The 18,388-nt window shown below is 72.0% G+C and carries 21 protein-coding genes; 5 read left to right on the top strand and 16 right to left on the bottom strand.

Annotated features, from left to right (window positions below):
* Positions 1-6 precede the first annotated feature (6 nt).
* Positions 7-1,206: a CaiB/BaiF CoA transferase family protein gene (locus tag CAL11_RS18195; protein ID WP_086093741.1), complete on the top strand. Its 1,200-nt coding sequence runs from the start codon at positions 7-9 to the stop codon at positions 1,204-1,206.
* 16 nt (positions 1,207-1,222) lie between these two features.
* Complete coding sequence (locus CAL11_RS18190; RefSeq protein WP_086093740.1) at positions 1,223-2,014, top strand: enoyl-CoA hydratase; 792 nt, start codon at positions 1,223-1,225, stop codon at positions 2,012-2,014.
* Positions 2,015-2,021: 7 nt separating this feature from the next.
* Here the strand turns inward: CAL11_RS18190 and CAL11_RS18185 are convergent, their stop codons facing one another.
* Positions 2,022-2,939, bottom strand: a complete 918-nt coding sequence (locus CAL11_RS18185) for a LysR family transcriptional regulator (RefSeq protein ID WP_086093739.1) — start codon at positions 2,937-2,939, stop codon at positions 2,022-2,024.
* A 65-nt stretch (positions 2,940-3,004) separates the two neighbouring features.
* Here CAL11_RS18185 and CAL11_RS18180 point away from each other — a divergent pair, with 65 nt between their 5' ends.
* Positions 3,005-4,708, top strand: a complete 1,704-nt coding sequence (locus CAL11_RS18180; protein ID WP_086093738.1) for a GGDEF domain-containing protein — start codon at positions 3,005-3,007, stop codon at positions 4,706-4,708.
* A gap of 52 nt (positions 4,709-4,760) precedes the next feature.
* Here CAL11_RS18180 and CAL11_RS24560 read toward each other — a convergent pair whose 3' ends face one another.
* Positions 4,761-5,228, bottom strand: coding sequence for a YMGG-like glycine zipper-containing protein (locus tag CAL11_RS24560; RefSeq protein ID WP_244172830.1), 468 nt, complete (start codon positions 5,226-5,228; stop codon positions 4,761-4,763).
* Positions 5,229-5,415: 187 nt separating this feature from the next.
* On the opposite strand from CAL11_RS24560, the gene CAL11_RS18170 reads away from it, so the two are divergent.
* Positions 5,416-5,667 (top strand): hypothetical protein, encoded by a 252-nt coding sequence (locus tag CAL11_RS18170; protein ID WP_086094623.1) that lies wholly within the window; start codon positions 5,416-5,418, stop codon positions 5,665-5,667.
* Positions 5,668-5,692: 25 nt separating this feature from the next.
* Here the strand turns inward: CAL11_RS18170 and CAL11_RS18165 are convergent, their stop codons facing one another.
* A complete protein-coding gene (locus CAL11_RS18165; RefSeq protein WP_086093737.1) occupies positions 5,693-6,595 on the bottom strand; it encodes a GNAT family N-acetyltransferase in 903 nt (300 codons plus the stop codon).
* A 124-nt stretch (positions 6,596-6,719) separates the two neighbouring features.
* On the opposite strand from CAL11_RS18165, the gene CAL11_RS18160 reads away from it, so the two are divergent.
* The gene (locus CAL11_RS18160) at positions 6,720-7,511 is read left to right on the top strand and encodes an AadA family aminoglycoside 3''-O-nucleotidyltransferase (RefSeq protein WP_033454009.1); all 792 of its coding nucleotides are present in this window, start codon (positions 6,720-6,722) and stop codon (positions 7,509-7,511) included.
* 5 nt (positions 7,512-7,516) lie between these two features.
* Here the strand turns inward: CAL11_RS18160 and CAL11_RS18155 are convergent, their stop codons facing one another.
* From CAL11_RS18155 to CAL11_RS18095, 13 genes are all read right to left on the bottom strand, one after another.
* Positions 7,517-8,956 (bottom strand): amidase, encoded by a 1,440-nt coding sequence (locus CAL11_RS18155; RefSeq protein WP_086093736.1) that lies wholly within the window; start codon positions 8,954-8,956, stop codon positions 7,517-7,519.
* Between the two features lie 5 nt (positions 8,957-8,961).
* Positions 8,962-10,248, bottom strand: coding sequence for a TRAP transporter large permease (locus CAL11_RS18150; protein ID WP_086093735.1), 1,287 nt, complete (start codon positions 10,246-10,248; stop codon positions 8,962-8,964).
* Complete coding sequence (locus CAL11_RS18145; RefSeq protein WP_086093734.1) at positions 10,249-10,752, bottom strand: TRAP transporter small permease; 504 nt, start codon at positions 10,750-10,752, stop codon at positions 10,249-10,251.
* 30 nt (positions 10,753-10,782) lie between these two features.
* Positions 10,783-11,805, bottom strand: coding sequence for a TRAP transporter substrate-binding protein (locus tag CAL11_RS18140; RefSeq protein ID WP_086093733.1), 1,023 nt, complete (start codon positions 11,803-11,805; stop codon positions 10,783-10,785).
* 39 nt (positions 11,806-11,844) lie between these two features.
* Entirely contained in the window at positions 11,845-12,471 is a 627-nt protein-coding gene (locus tag CAL11_RS18135; protein ID WP_086093732.1) for a 2-hydroxychromene-2-carboxylate isomerase, read from the bottom strand.
* 50 nt (positions 12,472-12,521) lie between these two features.
* Entirely contained in the window at positions 12,522-12,941 is a 420-nt protein-coding gene (locus CAL11_RS18130) for a nuclear transport factor 2 family protein (RefSeq protein WP_086093731.1), read from the bottom strand.
* 227 nt (positions 12,942-13,168) lie between these two features.
* Positions 13,169-13,696 (bottom strand): hemerythrin domain-containing protein, encoded by a 528-nt coding sequence (locus CAL11_RS18125; protein ID WP_086093730.1) that lies wholly within the window; start codon positions 13,694-13,696, stop codon positions 13,169-13,171.
* A 37-nt stretch (positions 13,697-13,733) separates the two neighbouring features.
* Positions 13,734-14,024 (bottom strand): Ada metal-binding domain-containing protein, encoded by a 291-nt coding sequence (locus CAL11_RS18120; RefSeq protein WP_086093729.1) that lies wholly within the window; start codon positions 14,022-14,024, stop codon positions 13,734-13,736.
* Entirely contained in the window at positions 14,021-14,656 is a 636-nt protein-coding gene (locus CAL11_RS18115) for a 2OG-Fe(II) oxygenase (RefSeq protein ID WP_086093728.1), read from the bottom strand. Before CAL11_RS18115 ends, CAL11_RS18120 begins: the two co-directional genes overlap by 4 nt.
* Positions 14,653-15,729, bottom strand: a complete 1,077-nt coding sequence (gene ada / locus CAL11_RS18110; protein ID WP_086093727.1) for a bifunctional DNA-binding transcriptional regulator/O6-methylguanine-DNA methyltransferase Ada — start codon at positions 15,727-15,729, stop codon at positions 14,653-14,655. Before ada ends, CAL11_RS18115 begins: the two co-directional genes overlap by 4 nt.
* A 58-nt stretch (positions 15,730-15,787) precedes the next feature.
* On the bottom strand, positions 15,788-16,447 hold the full coding sequence (locus tag CAL11_RS18105; RefSeq protein ID WP_033447575.1) for a DNA-3-methyladenine glycosylase family protein: 660 nt from the start codon (positions 16,445-16,447) through the stop codon (positions 15,788-15,790).
* Between the two features lie 104 nt (positions 16,448-16,551).
* On the bottom strand, positions 16,552-17,055 hold the full coding sequence (locus CAL11_RS18100) for a VOC family protein (protein ID WP_033447577.1): 504 nt from the start codon (positions 17,053-17,055) through the stop codon (positions 16,552-16,554).
* A gap of 168 nt (positions 17,056-17,223) precedes the next feature.
* A complete protein-coding gene (locus CAL11_RS18095; protein WP_086093726.1) occupies positions 17,224-18,381 on the bottom strand; it encodes a metallophosphoesterase in 1,158 nt (385 codons plus the stop codon).
* Between the last annotated feature and the right edge of the window lie 7 nt (positions 18,382-18,388).

Genomic DNA, 18,388 nt, shown 5'->3' with positions numbered 1-18,388 from the left:
GTAGTCATGCTTCACAACGCGCTGCGCGGCGTCAAAGTGCTGGACCTCTCGCGCATTCTCGCCGGCCCCTGGTGCACCCAGAACCTGGCCGACATGGGCGCCGAGGTCATCAAGGTGGAACAGCCCGGCAGCGGCGACGACACGCGCGGCTGGGGGCCGCCCGACCAGAAATCGCCTGACGGCCAGGCCTCGATGTCGGCCTATTTCATGGCCTGCAACCGCGGCAAGCAGTCGATCGAGCTGGACTTCTCGCAGCCGGACGGCGCGCAGACCGTGCGCCGGCTGGCGGCCGAGGCCGACATCCTGGTCGAGAACTTCAAGGCCGGCGGCCTGGCCAAGTACGGCCTGGACTACGCCTCGCTGGCGCGCGTGAACCCGCGCCTGATCTATCTTTCGATCACGGGCTATGGCCAGAGCGGCCCCATGGCCGGCAAGCCGGGCTACGACTACGTCTTCCAGGGCATGGGCGGCCTGATGAGCTATACCGGCCAGCCCGACGGCATGCCGGGCGCGGGCCCCTTGCGCACCGGCGTGGCCGTGGTGGACCTGATGACCGGCATGTACGCCACCTCGGCGGTGCTGGCGGCGCTGCGCCAGCGCGACCAGACCGGCCAGGGGCTGCCGCTGGATATCTGCCTGCTGGACGTCGCGGTCGCGCTCAACGCCAACCAGGGCGCCAATTACCTGGTGTCCGGCAAGACCCCGCAGCGCACCGGCAACGCCCATCCCAACTGCGCGCCGTATGAAGTGTTCTCGTGCGCCGACGGCCACCTGATCCTGGCGATCGGCAACGACGGCCAGTTCGCGCGCTTCTGCGAGGTCGTCGGCCGTCCCGAGTGGGCCGGCGACGCGCGCTACGCGACCAACAGCGCCCGGCTCGAACACATGCCCACGCTGCGCCCCTTGCTGGCCGCCGCGCTGGCCGGCGCGCCGCGCAAGACCTGGACCGACGCCTTCGACGCCGCGGGCGTGCCGTGGGGGCCCATCCACACGCTGGACGAAGTGTTCGCCCATCCGCAGGTGCGGCACCGCGAATTGCTGCAGACCGTCCGGCATCCCGTACTGGGCGAAATGCGCCTGGTGCGCAACCCGTTATTGGCCGGCGCGCCGGCCCGGGCGCTGCAGGCCTGCCCGCCGTTGCTGGGCGAGCACAGCGCGGCGGTGCTAGGGCGCGACGCCGCCCAGGCCCGCGCCACCGAATCTTGATTTCAGGAGTACAGCAATGACCAACGCAGTGTATTCAGGCGCCCATGCGCAGGCCGTCATCGAGGACAACGGCATCGCCACGCTGACCATCCGCGACGCCGGGGTGCTCAACATCCTGGGCACGCCCGTGATCGAGAGCCTGCGCGAAGCGCTGGCCTGGCTGAAGGAACAGCCGGGCGCCCGGGTGCTGATCCTGCGCGGCGCCAGCGACCGCGCTTTCATCGCCGGCGCCGACATCGCCGAGATGGCGCAGCTCGACGAAGCCAGGGCGCGCCAGTTCATCTCCAGGCTCAAGGCGCTGTGCGACGACGTGCGCCATCTGCCGGTGCCCGTCATCGCGCGCATTCCCGCATGGTGCCTGGGCGGCGGCCTGGAATTCGCGCTGGCGTGCGACCTGCGCGTGTGCGCCGACACCGCCCAGTTCGGCATGCCGGAGGTCAAGGTCGGCATCCCCTCGGTGATCCACGCGGCGCTGATGCCGCGCCTGATCGGCGCGGCCCACAGCGCCTGGATGCTGCTGGCCGGCGAACTCATCGACGCCCGCCAGGCGCTGGCCTGGGGGCTGGTCACGCGCAGCGTGCCGGCCGAGGAGCTCGACAGCGCGGTGCGGCAGATGGCCCTGGGCCTGGCGCAGCTGGGCCCGGCGGTGCTGCGCCAGCAGAAGCGGCTGCTGCGCCGCTGGGAGACCATGTCGGTGGACCAGGCCATCGACGACAGCGTGGCCGAATTCGGCGCCGCCTTCAACACCGGCGAGCCGCAGAAATTCATGAACGAATTCCTGGAAAGCAAGAAAAACCGCGGCCGCTGAGCGGCCCTCAGGCGGGGTCGGGCCGGGTCGCCGACACGGTCGGGTCGCCCAGCAGGTGCGCGGTCACCTGCTTGACGATGGGCGACAGCGGACCTTCGGAGGCCGTCACCAGCGTCAGCTCGCGGCGCGCCCACGGTTCGTCCAGCGGCGCCACCGCGATGCGCTGCTTGTCCAGCGCCTCGGCCGCCACGCTGCGCGGCACCAGCGCCACGCCCACTCCGGCCTGCACCATGGTCAGCAGGGCCTCGAAGGTATGCGCGTGGATGCGCACCCGCGGCGACTTGCCGGTCAGCTTGGCCATGTCGCGCAGGAACACGAAATTGCTGCTGGCCCGGCTCATGCAGACGAACTCGATATCCAGCACGTCGGCGAACTTCACCGGCCCGCCGGCGGCCACGGGATGCGCGCGTGGCGCGGCGATGACCAGCTCGTCCACCGCATAGCGGGTGGGCAGCACGCCCACCGACTGCGACTGCCCGGCGAAAATGCCGATGTCCGCCTCGTGCCCGGCAATGGCCGCCTCGATGGTATTGCTGGGGCGCTCTTCGAGCAGGATGTTGACCTGCGGATTGGCGGCCAGGAAGCGCCCCAGGCTGGGCACGATGAAACCGTTGAGCGAGCTGCTGTTGGCGAACAGCTTCACGCTGCCGCGGATGCCGCGCGCGAAGCTGCTGACCTCGCCCTGCATGGTCTCGACCCCGGCCAGGATCGCGCGCACGTGCTTGAGCACGAACTCCCCCTCGGCCGTCAGTTCCATGCCGCGCGCCTCGCGCTTGAACAGCGGCACGCCCAGCGCCTGCTCCAGGTTCTTCAGGCGGTAGCTGGCGGCCGAGGTCGTCAGGTGCACCGCGTTCGCGCCGCCGGACAGACTGCGCGCATCGGCAATCGCGACGAATAGCCGCATATCGGTAAGTTCGTATCGCATCGGGCGCAAGAGGGCGGGCGTAGGGAAGGGGTATTTGAACATAGGGGCATGGGGGCGTTCAGGGCATGCACGCGCCATGGAACCCTCCTATACTTCCCTCCACGCCCGGAAACACCACGAACGCCGGGAAAAGCCGGTTCGGCGGCCGGCCAGGGAGGGGAGCGAACAACGTGTTGCACAACCAAGGCAGGCGCGCACAGCCCATGCAGCGGATCGTGCGCCACGTGACGCTGGGCCTGGCCCTGGCCTGGCTGGCGCTGGTGGCGGGCCTGGGCTGGTGGATCTCGCAGCGTATCGTGACGGCGCAGCTCGACCGGCTGGCGGCCAGCGCCGAGTACGAGGCCAAGACCACCGCGCGGGTGATGGACCGGCTGTTCACCGAAATGGCCAGCGTGGCCAATATGGTGGCGCGCCAGGGCCTGGTGACCGAGCTCGCCGCCCGCTATCGCACCGATCCGCCCGGCGCGGCCGCGCTCACCCGGCAGCAGCGCGCCGCGCTCTTCACGCGCGACCCCCTGGTGCGCAAGGTGGGCGACTTCATGAACGCGCTGGCCAGCGACCTGCGCTACGCCCGCATCTACATGAACAACATGTCGGACGACACCGTGACGGCCAGCAATTGGGCCGAACCCGACAGCATCGTCGGCATGGTCTACGCGGGCCGGCCCTATCTGATCGACGCCTTGCGCACCGGCAACGGCTATTCGTTCGGCATCGCGCGCCTGAACAAAAGCCCTTCGTATTTCGTGGCCAGCCGCATCGAGGACGCCAACGACACGCCGCTGGGCTCGGTCACGGTCAAGTTCGACGCGCCCGAGGTGGCGCTGTACCTGACGGGGCGCCACACCGCGCTGATCGTCAACCCGCAGGGGCGCGTGATCACCGCGTCCGCCGAGCCCTTCATGCTGCGCAACGTGGCCGCGCTGCTGCCGCCGGGCTCGGTGCTGCCGCCGGACGGCGAAGAGGCGCCGGGCGAACCCATGGACGTGCGCGCGGCCGGCGGCGCCGGCCGCGCCGAGCAATGGCTGATCGAGGGCAAGCCCTACCTGGTGCGGCGCCAGCCGCTGTCGGGCACGCATTACCGCCTGCTGACGCTGGCTTCGCTGGAACACCTGGCGCCCCTGCGCACGCAGCACGTCTGGGTGAGCACGCTGGTCGCGGCGGTCGGCCTGGTGGTGATCCTGCTGTCGGGCCAGGCGGCCCGGCAGATGGTGATGCGCCGCCAGGACGAACGGTATGCGGCCAACTACGACGCCCTGACCGGCCTGCCGAACCGGCGCGCCGTGCTGGCCGAGCTGGGCCGGCTGTTCGCGCTGGCCGAGCGCTTGCAGCAGCGCGTGCTGGTGGCGTTCATCGACCTGGATGGATTCAAGGCGATCAACGACACCTATGGGCACGAGGTGGGCGACAAGTTCCTGGTCGAGGCGGGCCGGCGCATGTCGGCCGGCCTGCGGGCCAGCGACACGCTGGGCCGGTGGGGCGGCGATGAGTTCGTCGTGGTGGGGCTGGTGCCCGCGTCCGCATCGGGCGACCCGGACGCGGCCGCCGCGGCCATGCGCGAGCGCCTGGCGCCCTTGCTGGTGGGCGCCTACCGCTTCGCCGATTGCGGCTTCGATTATCCCGGCGCGAGCCTGGGCGTGGTCAGCGTGGATCCGTCCGCGAGCTCCGTGCCAGCCGTGCTGAAGGAGGCCGACCGCTTGATGTATGCGGACAAGCAGGCAAGGCGGGCGGCGGGCGTGATGGGCGGCGAAGGGCCTGTGCCGGCCTGAGGGGCCGCCGCCCGCCTGCCGGCAGGGGCGGCTCAGGAACGGCGTGCGGCGCTCAAGGCGTTACCTGGTAGCCGCGCTGCTGCATGCAACTGCTGTAGGCCGAGGACGCGGCCGTGCCTTGCTGGGCGTCGTTCCTGCGGTCCTGGCGGCGGTCCTGGCGCTGCCGCGAGCCGCCCACGACCATCCCCGCCACCGCGCCATCCTTGGCCTTGTTCTGCCGGTACTCCTGCTTGACGTCATCGTCCACCCGGTCATAGACCTCTTCGTGCTGCCGGCCGCGCACGCCTGCGACCGCCGCGCCGGCAGCCGCGCCGGCGGCCGCGCCGCGCACGCGTCCGCCGGACCGCGAACTGTCGGCGCTGGCGCTGCCGGTGCTGCCAGCCTGGGCCTGGCAGGCAGCCATGTCTTGCTGGGTGGTTTCGGGAGACTGCCCTTGCAGCGGCGTCACGGTCTGGGCGGCGGCGCCCAGGCCGAACAGGCAGAGCAGGGAAGCCGCGCAGGGGAATATGGACTTTTTCATGAAAAACTCCATGGATGTTCAGGGGCCCTGGAAGTTGCAGTGTAGCCCGGCGGCCGGGGCAATTCCTCTACTTTCATGCCGCCCGGCGCGGCGCTGACGCAGACCCCGCATTGCGAGTAAGGTATGAGGCTGGAGGCCTTGATTGCCCGGCACTTCGGCCTGTGCCGCCAGCTGGAACCTGAACATCATGAACACCCTTTTTTTGGCATTGCGGCCATTGCTGGTCGCGGCCGCGTGCGCGTCGATGGCGGCCTGCGCGGACAATCCGCCCCGGCAGACCGGGCTGGATTACCGGAGCCCGCCAGCGGCCACGAACCAGGGCGCCAACCGCGCCCCTGGCTCCTCGGGCCAGCGCCTGACCATACAGTCCGGCGAGGGCGAGAAACTGAACCTGCCCTGGTTCATCCAGGATACGCAGGACTGGGTCAACAGCAACTGAGCCCGGCGCGGCGTGCGCCGTGGTTTCACATGAACCCCGGGTTGCGCGGCAGATAGCGGTTCCAGCCGTCGCTGTCGTGCGAGGACATCAGCACCATCGGCAGCACGAACCGCATGCCCAACCCGACGGCCGCGGCCAGCGCCGCGCTGGCGCCGGGGACGAACACGGAGACCTGCCCGGCCTGGCTCGCGGCGGCCAGCGCCAGCGCGGCGTGAAACGCATCGGGCAGCGCGCCGGCATGCATGACCGCCAGCGGGCCGACGTGGCCGGTTGCCGCGACGTAGGCGTAGCCGACCGGTCCGGCCGTATCGTCGAGGAACACGCCGCGCGTGCCGGGGGCCTCTTGCAGCAGGTAGCGGTGATGCTTGGCGCGCGACACGCCCAGGCTGGCCAGGTCCAGTTCCTGCAGCAGGCCGAAGTCGGCGGGCGTGGCCTGGATGGGCCGGGCGCGCAGGGCCGGGCGCGGCAGCCGCCGCGCCAGGGATGCGCGTTCGGCGCTGCACAGGTGGATGGGCAGGCGCGGCAACAGGCCGTGCCGCACGTACAGCCCCTGCGACACCGTGTTGAAGGCGAAGGTGATCAGGCTTTTCGTGCCGGCGCCGGCGTGGCGCGCATGCTCCAGGGTGCGGCCCAGCAGTTCGTTGCCGATGCCTTGCCCCTGGCCGCCGGGGGCGACGAACAGTTCCGCCAGGAACCACAGCCGCCCGCTCGTCCAGCTCAGCGCGAAGCCGCGCATTTCGCCCGCGTCTTCGGCCAGCCACGCGCCGCGCGGGTCGTCGCGCAGGCAGAACGCCTGGAAGTCGGGCGGGCGCGGCGTGGCGATGGCGCCAAAGCCGTGGCGGCCGGTCAGGTCGTTGATGCTGTGGGCAACCAGCTCCGCCGCGCGCGCCAGCTCCTCGCGTCGGGCGGGTCGGATAACGAGGGACATGGGGCACCTCCTTGGCGACGGCGCCTGGATGTCCAGCATAGGCCCGCGGGCGCCGCGCGCCAAGCGGCATTTTGCGCGCCGCCGGGCTTGCGCCCGGACAGCCGCCATTTGTTAGCATCGCGCTATGGACAAAGACCTTGCCTCTGCCATCGAGCCGCAGCTGTCGCGCGCCTGCGCCGTGCTCGAACGGCACCTGGCGCCGCATATCGTGGCGATCCATCTGTTCGGTTCGGCGGTCGACGGCGGGCTGCGGCCCCATAGCGATATCGACCTGCTGGTGACGGTGGACGCGCCGCCCGATGCGGCCGCGCGGCAGGCGCTGATGCGCGAGCTGCTGGACGTGTCGGCGTATCCCGGCGCCTCGGCCTCGCTGCGCGCGCTGGAGGTCACCGTGCTGGCGCTGGCCGATGTCGCGCCGTGGCGCTATCCGGCGCGGCGGCAGCTGCAGTTCGGCGAGTGGCTGCGCGACGATATTATCGCCGGCGTGATCGAGGGGCCCATGCCCGATCACGACCTGGCCATCCTGCTGACCAAGGTGCGCGCGCACAGCGCCGCGATCCGCGGCCCGGCCGCGCGGGCGCTGTTTGCGCCGGTGCCCCGGGCCGACCTGGTGCGCGCGCTGCTGGATACGGTGGCGCAATGGAATACACCGCAGGACTGGGCGGGCGACGAGCGCAACATCGTGCTTGCGCTGGCCCGCGGCTGGTACACCGCTGCGACGGGCGGCATCGCGCCCAAGGACGCGGCGGCGACCTGGCTGCTGGAGCGGATCGCGCCCGAGCATCGGCCGGTGCTGGGCATGGCGCGCGCGGGCTACCTGGGGCAGGCCGCCGACGGGCTGGACCGTCGCCCGGACGAGGTGGCCGCCTTCATCGCCTGCGCCCGCGGCGAGATCGAACGGATTTGCGCGGCCTGAGCCGTTCAGGCCCGCGCAGCCTCGCGCGCCCCGTCCCGCACTCCCGCCGGCACGCCGCCCGCCACGCCCAGGCAGGCCTCCACCAACGCCGCCACGTCCAGCAGCCATTCGTCCTGGTACAGCCCGGCCGCCAGCTGCAGGCCGACGGGCAGGCCGCCGGCGCTGAATCCGGCCGGCAGCGAGATGGCCGGGTGGCGGGTGAGGTTGAACGGGTAGGTGTAGGGGTTCCAGTCCAGCCAGTCCTGCGAGGCCGCGCCCTCGGGGGCTTCGCGGCCGGCGGCGAAGGGCAGGATGGGCACGGTGGGGGTGAGCACGAGGTCGAACTGCGCCAGGTGGGCGGCCATGGTTTCGCCCAGGCCCAGGCGGCCGATCATGGCCTGGTAGTAGGCCGGCAGGGCGAGCTCGCGGCCGCGGGCGGCGGCGGCCTGCAGGCCGGGGTCGAGCAGGGCCTGGCGCTGCGGCGGGATCCGCGCCGCCAGCCACGCCGCGCCGGCTTGCCAGTGGGCGCGGATGAGGCTGTCGCAGCCTTCCAGCGGCAGGCGGGTGTCGATGATCCGGGCGCCTTGCGCGGCCAGCCGTTGCGCGGCCTGGCCGATGACGGCGGCGACCTCGGGGTCGCAGGCGTCGCGGTCCAGGTGCAGGCCGATGCGCAGGCCTTGCAGGGTGGCGGGCGGCGCGCGCTCGTGGCGCGGGGCCGGGACGGCGTGCCAGTCGCGCGGGTCGGGCTGGCCGATGATGCGCTGCAGGCAGGCCAGGTCGGCGACGTTGCGGGCCATGGGGCCGACGTTGGACAGGGTCAGCATGGGGCCGGCGGGCCAGGCGGGAACGCGGCCGAAGGTGGCTTTCATGCCGACGATGCCGCAGAAGCTGGCGGGGATGCGGGTGGAGCCGCCGCCGTCGGTGCCGACCTGCAGGGTGCCCATGCCGGCGGCCGCGGCGCAGGCGGCGCCGCCGCTGCTGCCGCCGCTGGTCAGGCGGGTGTCCCAGACGTTGCGGGTGACGCCGGTGAGCAGGTTGTCGGCGGTGCCCTTCCAGCCGAACTCGGACGTCGTGGTCTTGCCGACGAAGACGCCGCCGGCCTCGCGCAGGCGCGCCGCGGCGGGGGCGTCCTCGGTGGCGGGCTGGGCCACGCGCGCGGCGCGCGAGCCGTAGCCGGTGGGCGCGCCGCGCGCCAGCAGGATGTCCTTGATGCCGTAGGTGACGCCGTCGGCCGGGCCGAGCGGGGCGTTGTTCATCCAGCGCGCTTCGGAGGCGGCGGCCTGCTGCAGGGTGAGCGTGCGGTCGAGGTGGCAGTAGGCGTTGACGACGGGGTTCCAGCGGTCGACCATGGCCAGCACGGCGCGCGCGTGGTCCAGCGGCGAGACGGTGCGGGCGCGGTAGAGCCGCGCCAGCTCGGCGGCGCTGGCGTAGGCGAGGTCGTGCGGGGTGGGGGAGGCGAGGTCCATGGGGTTCAGTTCTCCATCAGCCTGACCAGCGCGAGCGAGAGGCCGGGCACGTAGGCCAGGATGAAAAGCACGACGATGGCGGCCAGCACGAAGGGCAGCACGCCGCGCACGACGACTTCGTAGGGTTGCCGCGATACGGATACGGTGGTGAAGAGGTTCAGGCCGAAGGGCGGGGTGAAGAAGCCCACCACTAGGTTGACGCAGAACACCACGCCGAGGTGGATGGGGTCCACGCCCAGCACGAGGCCGATGGGCACGAGGATGGGGGCGAGGATGATGATGCTCGCGCCCGCGTCCATGATGCAGCCGACCAGCAGCAGGAACACGGTGAGCAGCGCCAGGTAGACGAACTGGCTGTCGAGGATGGGCGCCAGCTCGGTGGCCAGCAGGGTGGGGATGCGCGCCGAGGCGAGGATCCAGCCGAAGATGCCGGCGCCGCCCAGGATGAAGCCGACCATGGACGAGGTTTCGACCGACCCCACCATGACGCGCCACAGCTTGCGCGCCGTGAACTGCCGGTAGCACAGGCCGAGCGCGAGGCTGAGCGCCACGCCGACGGCGGCGGCTTCGGTCGGCGTGAAGACGCCGCCGTAGATGCCGCCTAGGATGACCACGGGCATGAGCAGCGGCGGCACGGCGCGCCACACGACCAGGGCGGCCTGCCCGGCCGTGTAGGCGCGCGCCGGCTGGCGCGGCACCCGCAGCCGGCGCGCCAGCAGGAAGTTGGTGACCATGAAGGCCAGCGCCATCAGCAGGCCCGGGACGATGTTGGCCACGAACAGCTTGGGGATGGAGACGTTGACGGTGGCGCCGTAGAGGATGAGCGCGATGCTTGGCGGGATGATGTTGCCCAGCGCGCCGGCCGAGGCGGTGACGCCGGTGGCCAGCTGCGGCGGGTATTTCTGCGCGATCATGGCCGGCATCATGATGGCGCCGATGGCCGCCACGGTGGCCGGGGCCGAGCCGGTCAGCGCGCCGAACATCGCGCAGGCGAGGATGGTGACGTAGCCCAGCGCGCCATGCAGCCGGCCCACCAGCATGTCGATGAGGTCGATCAGGCGCCGCGACAGGCCGGCCTTCTCCATGAGGTTGCCCATCAGTATGAACAGCGGGATGGCCAGCAGCGGGAACGAGTCCAGGCCGGCCATGACCCGCTGCGGCACCACGATGAGCGGGCGCAGGCCGGTGGCCACGAGGAAGATCGCGCCGCACAGCAGCAGCGAGAAGGCGATGGGGATGCCGGCCAGGAACAGCGCGAACATCAGCGAGAACAGCAACAGGGCGTCTTGCATTCATTTCTCCGCGTCGGGGGCGGCGGCGCGGTCCCGCGCCAGGGCGGCGAGGCTTTGCACGGCGATGAACAGGCCGCCTGCCGGCAGCGCCGCGTAGACATAGCCCATCGAGACGCGCATGGCGGGGCTGAGCTGGTTGTGGACGATGGCGACGATGCCGATGCCCTGGACGACCAGGATGGCCGCGGCCGCCAGGATGGCGCCGTTGACGAGGACGGCGTGCGCGCGGCGGGTGTGGCCTTCGAAGCGGGCGACCAGGATGTCGATGACGGCGTGGCCGTTGGCCCTGACCAGCACGGCGGCGCCGAGCATGGTCATCCAGATGAAGCTGTAGCGGGTCAGCTCTTCGATCCAGGGAGGCGAATAGCCCAGCAGGTAGCGGCCGGCGACCTGGGCCGTCGCCGCGATGGCGATGATGGCCAGGAAGGCGGCGGCCAGCGCCTTGCACAGGGCGTCGCAGCCCAGGCTCGTTCTGGCGAGCCCGGCGAGTAGTGCGCGTTTCATGTCGGGGTTCTCTCGGTGGCGACGATCGGCCTACTGCGCCAGCGCCTGGGCGCGGGTCACCAGCTCGGGGTCGATGGTGTTCTTGTAGCGTTCGTAGACCGGCGCGGCGGCCTGGCGGAACGCGGCCTTGTCGACGTCGCTGTTGATGGCCACGCCGGCCTCGGCCAGCTTCTTCTCGGTGGCCGCCTCGGTGGCCAGCAGGAACTGGCGCTGCGCGGCGATGGCTTCGTCGGCGGCCTTCTGGAAGGCGGCCTGCTGCTCGGGCGCGAGGCTGGTCCAGACCCGCGCGGACACGACGATGGGGATGGCCACGTAGACGTGCTCGGTCTTGGACAGGTATTTGGCCGCCTCGTAGAAGCGGCTGGTGTAGTAGAGCGCGGTGGGGTTCTCGGCGCCGTCGATGGTGCGCTGCTGCAGGCCGGTGAACAGTTCCGGGTAGGCCATGGACGTGACGTTCACGCCCAGCGCCCGCCAGGTGTCCACGTAGATGGGGTTCTCGGGCATGCGCACTTTCATGTCCTTGAGATCGGCCAGCGTCCTGATGGGCTGCTTCGAGTTGTACAGGTTGCGAAACCCGCCGTGGCCCCAGCCCAGGACCTTGAGGCCGGTTTTCTCGAGATCGGCCTCGATGCCGTCGGTGAAGGACGAGTCCAGCGCCTGGAAGGCGGTGGGGTAGTCCTTGAACAGGTAGGGCAGGTCGAAGACCATGGCCTTCTTCTCGAACGCGCCCAGCGCGAAGCTGGCGATGACGCTCATGTCTATGCTGCCCAGCTGCATGCCTTCGGCGACGTCGCGTTCGCCGCCCAGCTGCGCGCCGCCCAGCACCTGCACCTTGACCGCGCCGTTGGTGTGCCGGGCCACGCGTTCGGCGAAGCCGGCGGCCAGGTGGTGGTACATGTCGTCGTCGTTTTCCACCGATACGTGCGCCAGCTGCAGCGTGCGCGGCTGCGCCCCGCTGGCGGCCTGCGGGCGGTCGGCGCCGCCCTTGTCGCAGGCGGCAAGCAGCGCGGCGGCCGCGATGATGGCGAGCGTGGTCCTTGCGGTACGCAACATGGTTGTCTCCTCGTTTTATGGATGGGTGTAGCGGGATGGCTAGGGGGCCGCGGGCGCGGCGGCGTGGGCGCCGGTGCGGCCGGCCAGCACGTCTTCCAGGAAGGGCAGCCGGTCCTGGCCCCAGAACAGGTGGCCGTTGCACAGGTAGAAAGGCGAGCCGAACACGCCATGGCCGATGGCCTCGCGCGTGTTGCCGGCCAGGCGCTCGCGGATGTGCGGCGCCTGCGCCCGTTGCAGGATCGCGTCGGCGTCCAGGCCCAGGCCGCGCGCGATGTCGCGCAGCGTCTGCGGATCGGAGATGTCGCGCTCCTGCGCCCAGATGGCGCGCAGCACGGCGTTGGCGTAGTCGCCGGTGGCCATGCCCAGCTCCTGCGCGGCCAGGATGGCGCACGAGGCCGGGATGTCGTCGACCGGGTAGTGGCGCGGATGCAGGGTGATGGGGATGCCCAGGTGGTCGCGCCAGCGCTCCAGCTCGGTCACGCGGTAGGCCTGGCGCTGCGTCGAACGCTGTTGCAGCAGGATGCCGCCGGTCTGCTCGTAGACGGCGGACAGCTGCATGGGCTTGTGGCGGATCGTCGCGCCATGGCGGCGGGCGAGCCGTTCGAGGCGTTCGCCGCCGAAATAGGCCCAGTCGGACACGACGGAAAAGTAGTAGTCGATGTGCATGCTTGCTTCCTGGTTGCCGTGGCGGGCGCGGCGGTGGGCCGCGCCTTGCCTCAGTTGCGCGGGATCGCGGTGATGCCGAGCTGGCGCAGCTGGCCGGCCAGGTCGATGTAGATGGTTTCGCTTTCGATGCGCGCGTCGTCGAAGCCGAACACGTTGACCAGGCGCACGTTGAACGACTTGCCCGAGCCCGGCAGCCCCAGGTAGGCGCCGCGATGGGTGCCGGTGTAGATGGCTTCCATGACGACGACGCCTTCCTGCTCGGTGTAGCGCACCGGGCGCACGTTGAAATCCGGGAAGGCCTGCCACAGTTCGGCGTAGCGCGCGGCGACCTGGTCCTTGCCGCGGTAGACGCGGCCGGCCACTTCGTCGCGCACCGGGTCCTCGTCGGCCAGCGTGGCCAGCATCTCGTCCATGAGATGGCGGTTCTCCACGTCGATGTGCTGCGCAATCAAATCCACTCTCCACGTCATCGAAGTCTCCTTGGGTAGATGAAACAGGACAGCCGGGCCGGCGGCCGGGCGTCGCGCGTTCGGCGTCGGGCGCGCAAAAAAATGGGATCCCAAAATTTCTATATCGGGATCCTATTTGGGCGGGGCGTGTTTGTCAACGGCGCACGGCGAATGAATTCGGGCGCAAGCAGGCCGCCCGCGCGCGGCGCGCGGTCGGCGGGTCGGGGGAAGCGGTGGGGGCTGGCGGCCTAGCCGCGCCGGTCGCGCATGGCCTGCGCCATGTCGGCCAGCGCGCCGTCGTCGAGCAGGCGCTCGGCCAGCGGCAGCAGTTCTTCGTCTTCGCGGCGCAGGTGGGCGCGGTAGGCGGCGATGAAGTCCTCGGCCTGGCCGGGCGCGAAGGCGGCGGGCTGGCCGTCGGCGACCTGCTGCAGCACTTCGCGCACGCGGCGCCAGGCGCTGCCCAGGGCGCGGTGCTCGTCGGTCAGCGAGCCCACCAGCTGGCGCAGGCAGACGGCGTCGGAGCCGGCCATGGATTCGATGAGGGCGGGAAAGAGGTCCTGTTCCTCGTCCTGGTGGTGCTTGACGGCGGCGCTGTCGAAGTAGCGCATGACGCTGGCGGCGGCGGTGCGCGCCGCGTCGTCGCTGCCGTGCGCGCTCAGGTGGGCGGCCAGGCGCTCGAGCGTGGCGCACTGCCGTTCGATGCGGCCGTGACAGGCGGCCAGCAATTGCAGGGGCTGGTCGAAATCGGGGGCGGGCGCGGGAAAGGCGGAGGGCATGGCGGCAATTCCGGATGGCAGGAGCGTCCCGCCTGTTTTACTCCATGGCGGCGCGCTTGTGGGCGCGGGCGGTTTTCCAGGCGGCGTAGGCCTGCGGCATGCAGACCGCGCAGGGACGGTAGCCGGCGGCGATGGCGCTGGCTTCGTCCAGGAAGAAGACGCGCTGGGCGGCATAGCCGCCTCGCGCCAGCGCGCGCGCGGCGGCGCGGCAATCCAGGCGGCCGTAGAGGCGGCCGCGGCGGTGGCCGCCCAGCGTGCCGGGCTCGGCGCTGAAAAAGGGCTGTCCGTCGGCGCCGATCAGGCGCCAGCGGCGCGCGGGCGTGTTCATGGCAGCAGCGCCAGCCCGATGCGCCGGCCGGCGCGCACCGGGCTGATGGCCTGCCGCAGGCTGGCGCGGTAGAAACCGTGCGCGCCGCGGCAGGGCCGGTGCGCGGTGGGAATCAGCGCGGCGTCGCCCTGGCGCAGGGGGATGACGATGGGGCGCGATTGCATGCGCGGGCGCTGCTCGGTGAGCACGAGTTCGCCGCCTTCGAAGTCGCGCCGCGGGGCCGACAGCAGGGCGACGAGCTGCAGCGGAAAGACGTCGGGCGCGGGTTCGTGCTGCGTCAGCGGCCGCGCATCGCCGGCCTCGACGATGTCCAGGCGGATGCCGGGTTGGGCGCCGGCCGGCGCCGCGGCCGGATAGCGCCAGCCGGTTTGCAGGGTTTGCGCCCAGGCGTTGGCCAGCGGCGCCAGCTGCGCGTAAAGCGCGGCATGCAGCGGCGCGAACGCGCCGGCCGCGATATCCGGGCCTTGCGGCGGCACGCAGGCAAGCAGCGCGGCGATGGCCGGCGCGTCGAGCAGCCCGGGCAGCAGGGCCCAGCCGTCGCGGTCCAGCCGCGCGTGCAGGGCGGCGCGGTCCAGGGCGGCCACGGCCGCGGCGCCGGATTGCAGAAGGCCGGGCGTCAGGCCGGGCGTCATGGGATGGCCGCTTCGCGGCGCAGCAGTTCGCGCTTGCGGTCCACGCCCCAGCGGTAGCCGGACAGGTCGCCGTCGCGCCGCACCACGCGGTGGCAGGGGATGGCCACCGCGATCCGGTTGGCGCCGCAGGCCTGCGCGACGGCGCGCACGGCCTTGGGCGCGCCGATGCGCTCGGCGATGTCGGTGTAGCTGACGGTGGCGCCCGGCGGCACTTCGCGCAACGCCTGCCAGACGCGTTCCTGGAAGGCGGTGCCGCGCACGTCCAGCGGCAGGTTCAGGCCCAGGGCGGGGGCTTCGACAAAACCCACCACCTCGGCCACCAGGCGTTCGAAGCCGGCGTCGCCGCCGATCAGCGTGGCGCGCGGGAACATGTCCTGCAACTGGCGCACCAGGCGGTCGGGATCGTCGTCGAGCAGGATGGCGCAGATGCCGAGCTGGCTTTGCGCCACCAGGATGGCGCCCAGCGCGCACTGGCCGACCGCGAAGCGGATGCGGGCGTTGGCGCCGCCGGCGCGGTAGGCGCGCGGCGCCATGCCCAGCATTTGCTGCGAGGCTTCGTAGAAGCGGCTGTTGGAATTGAAGCCGGCGTCGTAGATGGCCGCGGTCACGCTGGCCGACTCGCCCAGTTCGGCGCGCAGGCGGCGCGCGCGCTGGGCGCTGGCGTAAGCCTTGGGCGTGAGGCCGGTTTCGGCCTTGAACAGGCGGTGCAGGTGGAACGGGCTCAGGCCCACGTGAGCGGCCAAGGCCTCCAGCGTGGGCGGGGTGTCGGCTTGCTCGATGTGGCGGCAGGCGGCGGCCACCAGCGCGCTGTGCTGGTGCGCGGTGACGGTGCGGTCGGCCGCGTTGTGGCGGCTGGGCCGATAGCCGGCGGCCCGCGCCGCCTCGGCGTTGTCGAAGAACTCCACGTTCTCGCGGCGCGGCAGGCGCGCCGCGCTGCTGGGCCGGCCGTACACGCCGGTGGTGCGCACGGCATAGACGAAATGGCTGTCGGCCGCAGGGTCGCGCGCCTGGACGGCGGCCCAGCGCGCTTCGGGCGTGGCGTAGGCAAGGGTGGGGCGGACGGGGACGTTCATGGCGGGGTCCGGGCAGTGGGGTATGACTGCAATGTAGGGCGCGATTGCACCGCAAGCACTACGTTTCTTGCGCGCGAATCCGCGCCTCGGGCGGCACGCGCCACAGATACCAGGCCGCCAGCGTGCGGTACGGCCCCCAGGCCTGGCCGATGTCGCGCATCTGGCGCGCGGTGGGCGTGGCGGCGGCGCCCTTGAGGCGCCGGTAGCCGTCGCGCACGCCGAAATCGTCGGCCGGCAGGATGTCGGCGCGCGCCAGCGTGTAGATCAGCAGCATTTCCACGGTCCAGCGGCCCACGCCGCGCAGCGTGGTCAGGCGCTCGACCAGCGCCTGGTCGCTCATGCGCCGCGCGGCGCGCCGGTCCGGCACCACGCCATCGCGCGCGGCCTGGGCGATGCCCAGGATGGTCTGGGTCTTGGCGGCCGAAAAGCCGCAGGCGCGCAAGGCGGCCGGGTCGGCCGCCAGCAATTGGCCGGGAGCGGGAAATGCGCCGCCCGGAAACAGCGCCAGCAGGCGTCCCACGATGGCGTCGCCGGCGCGCGCGTGCAACTGCTGGTAGGCGATGGCGCGCACCAGCGCTTCGTAGGGTTCGCGCGCCGGCAGGGGGCGGTGCAGGCAGGGGCCGGTGGCGGCGACGTGCCGGCGCCAGTCGGCGTCCAGGCCGGCGAGAAAGCGCTCGGCGTGGGCGTAGGCGGCGGGGCTGAGGGTGGCGGCGGTCATGGTCGGCGTGGGCGCGGCGGGCGAAAGGCCATGACACTAGGATAGCGCGCGCCAGCGCGCACCCGGTTTCTTGCCCGGGCTTGCGCCGGCCCCGCGGCCGGCCGCTAGCCGCCCGTCTTGCCTGCCTGCTCGGCGATGTCGGGGCAGGGCGGCGCGTTCCGGGCGGCCTCGGCGATCTGCTCGGGCGTGAGGTCCTGCTTGTGGGTGGCGATGGACCACAGGTGGCCGAACGGGTCGCGCACCTGGCCGTAGCGGTCGCCCCAGAACATGTCGGTGACCGGCATCACGGACGTGGCGCCGGCCGCCACCGCCTGCGCGTGGGCGGCGTCCACGTCTTCGACGTACAGGTGCAGCACGACCGGCGTGCCGTTGAGGGCCTTGGGATCGGGCGTGTCCCACTCGGGAAAGGCGTCCATCAGCATCAGGGTCGAATCGCCGATGCGTACGGCGCCATGCATGAGCCGGCCGTCGGGGCCGGCCAGGCGCGCCATTTCGACCGCGTTGAATGCCTTGATGTAGAAATCGATGGCGCGCGCGGCGCCGGCGCAGATGATGTGGGGCGTGAGGGTGTGCATGCCCTCGGGGATGGGCTTGACGGCGGTGGCCATGGGGTGTTCTCCGGCAGGAAGGGGAGGCGCCGGCGGCGTCGGCCCGGGGCAGGCGCGGCGGGGCGGGCGGTGAGTGCAGCTCTCACTGTGCCGCAAAAAACGCGCGCCCGCGACGGGCGATTGCGACAATGTGCCGGGGTGTTTGCGACAGGCGCGGCCGGGGCCGGATCAGGCCCGGACCAGGCGCACCCGGGTGATCTCGGAGGGGGCGCCCAGGCGCTTGGGCGGGCCCCAGTAGCCGGTGCCGCGGCTGGTGTAGACCCACATCGGGCCGTAGCGGTGCAGGCCGGCGGTGAAGGGCTGCTGCAGGCGCACGAACCAGTTCCAGGGCAGGAACTGGCCGCCGTGGGTGTGGCCGGACAGCTGCAGCGTGTAGCCCAGCGGCGCGGCCGCGGCGGCGCTGCGCGGCTGGTGGGCCAGCAGCAGGCGCACGGCGGCCCGGGCCGGCGCGCCGGCCAGGGCCTGCGCGGGGTTGCTGCGCTGGCTGGCGTCGAACGCCCCGGCGCCGTAGTCGGTGACGCCGGCCACTACCAGCGCGGCGTCGCCGCGTTGCACGACGCGGTGTTCGTTCTGCAGCACGCACAGGCCCAGGCGGCGGAATTCCTGCACCCAGGCCGCCGCGCCCGAATAGTATTCGTGGTTGCCGGTCACCAGGTAGACGCCGTCGGGCGCGCGCAGCGCGGCCAGCGGCCGGGTGTGCGGCGACAGGTGCGCCACCGGGCCGTCGACCACGTCGCCGGTGACGGCGACGAGGTCCGGGCCGGCCGCATTGACGGCGTCGACGACGGCCTGCAGGTAGCGCCGCTTGATGGTGGGGCCGACGTGCAGGTCGCTGATCTGCACGATGGTGTAGCCCTGCAGCGCGGCGGGCAGCGCGTCGATGGGCACGTCCACCGTCACCACGCGGGCGCGCCGCCGCGCGTTGGCCAGCCCGAGCAGCGTCGCGGCCAGCGCCAGCAGCGGCACGGCCGGCGCCGAGGCGGCGCGCAGCGCATGCATCGGCACGGGCAGCGTGGCCAGCGCGGCCAGCCAGGCCAGCAGCAGCGCCGCGTCGCGCAGCACGGTCAGCACGAACAGCGACGAGAAATACCCCATCGCCGCCAGGCCCACGGCGGCCAGCCGGTCGCCCCACGGCTGGCGGCCCGAGGCATGGCTGGCCATGCCCAGCGGGATCAGCACGCAACTGGCGCACAGGGCCACGATGGCGGCGGCGACCCCGGCGGCCGGCAGGCCGGCGTCGGGAATCAGGCGCGCGCCCACGTACACGTGCGCCAGGGCGCCCAGCGCTAGGAAGCGGATGAAGAAGGCGGAGCGGCGCAGCGACATGGCGGGC

It is taken from the genome of Bordetella genomosp. 6 (assembly GCF_002119705.1).
Classification (GTDB): Bacteria; Pseudomonadota; Gammaproteobacteria; order Burkholderiales; family Burkholderiaceae_B; genus Bordetella; species Bordetella bronchiseptica_F.
The sequence above is the reverse complement of the archived record's forward strand: the minus strand, read 5'-3'. Positions and strand labels throughout refer to the sequence as shown.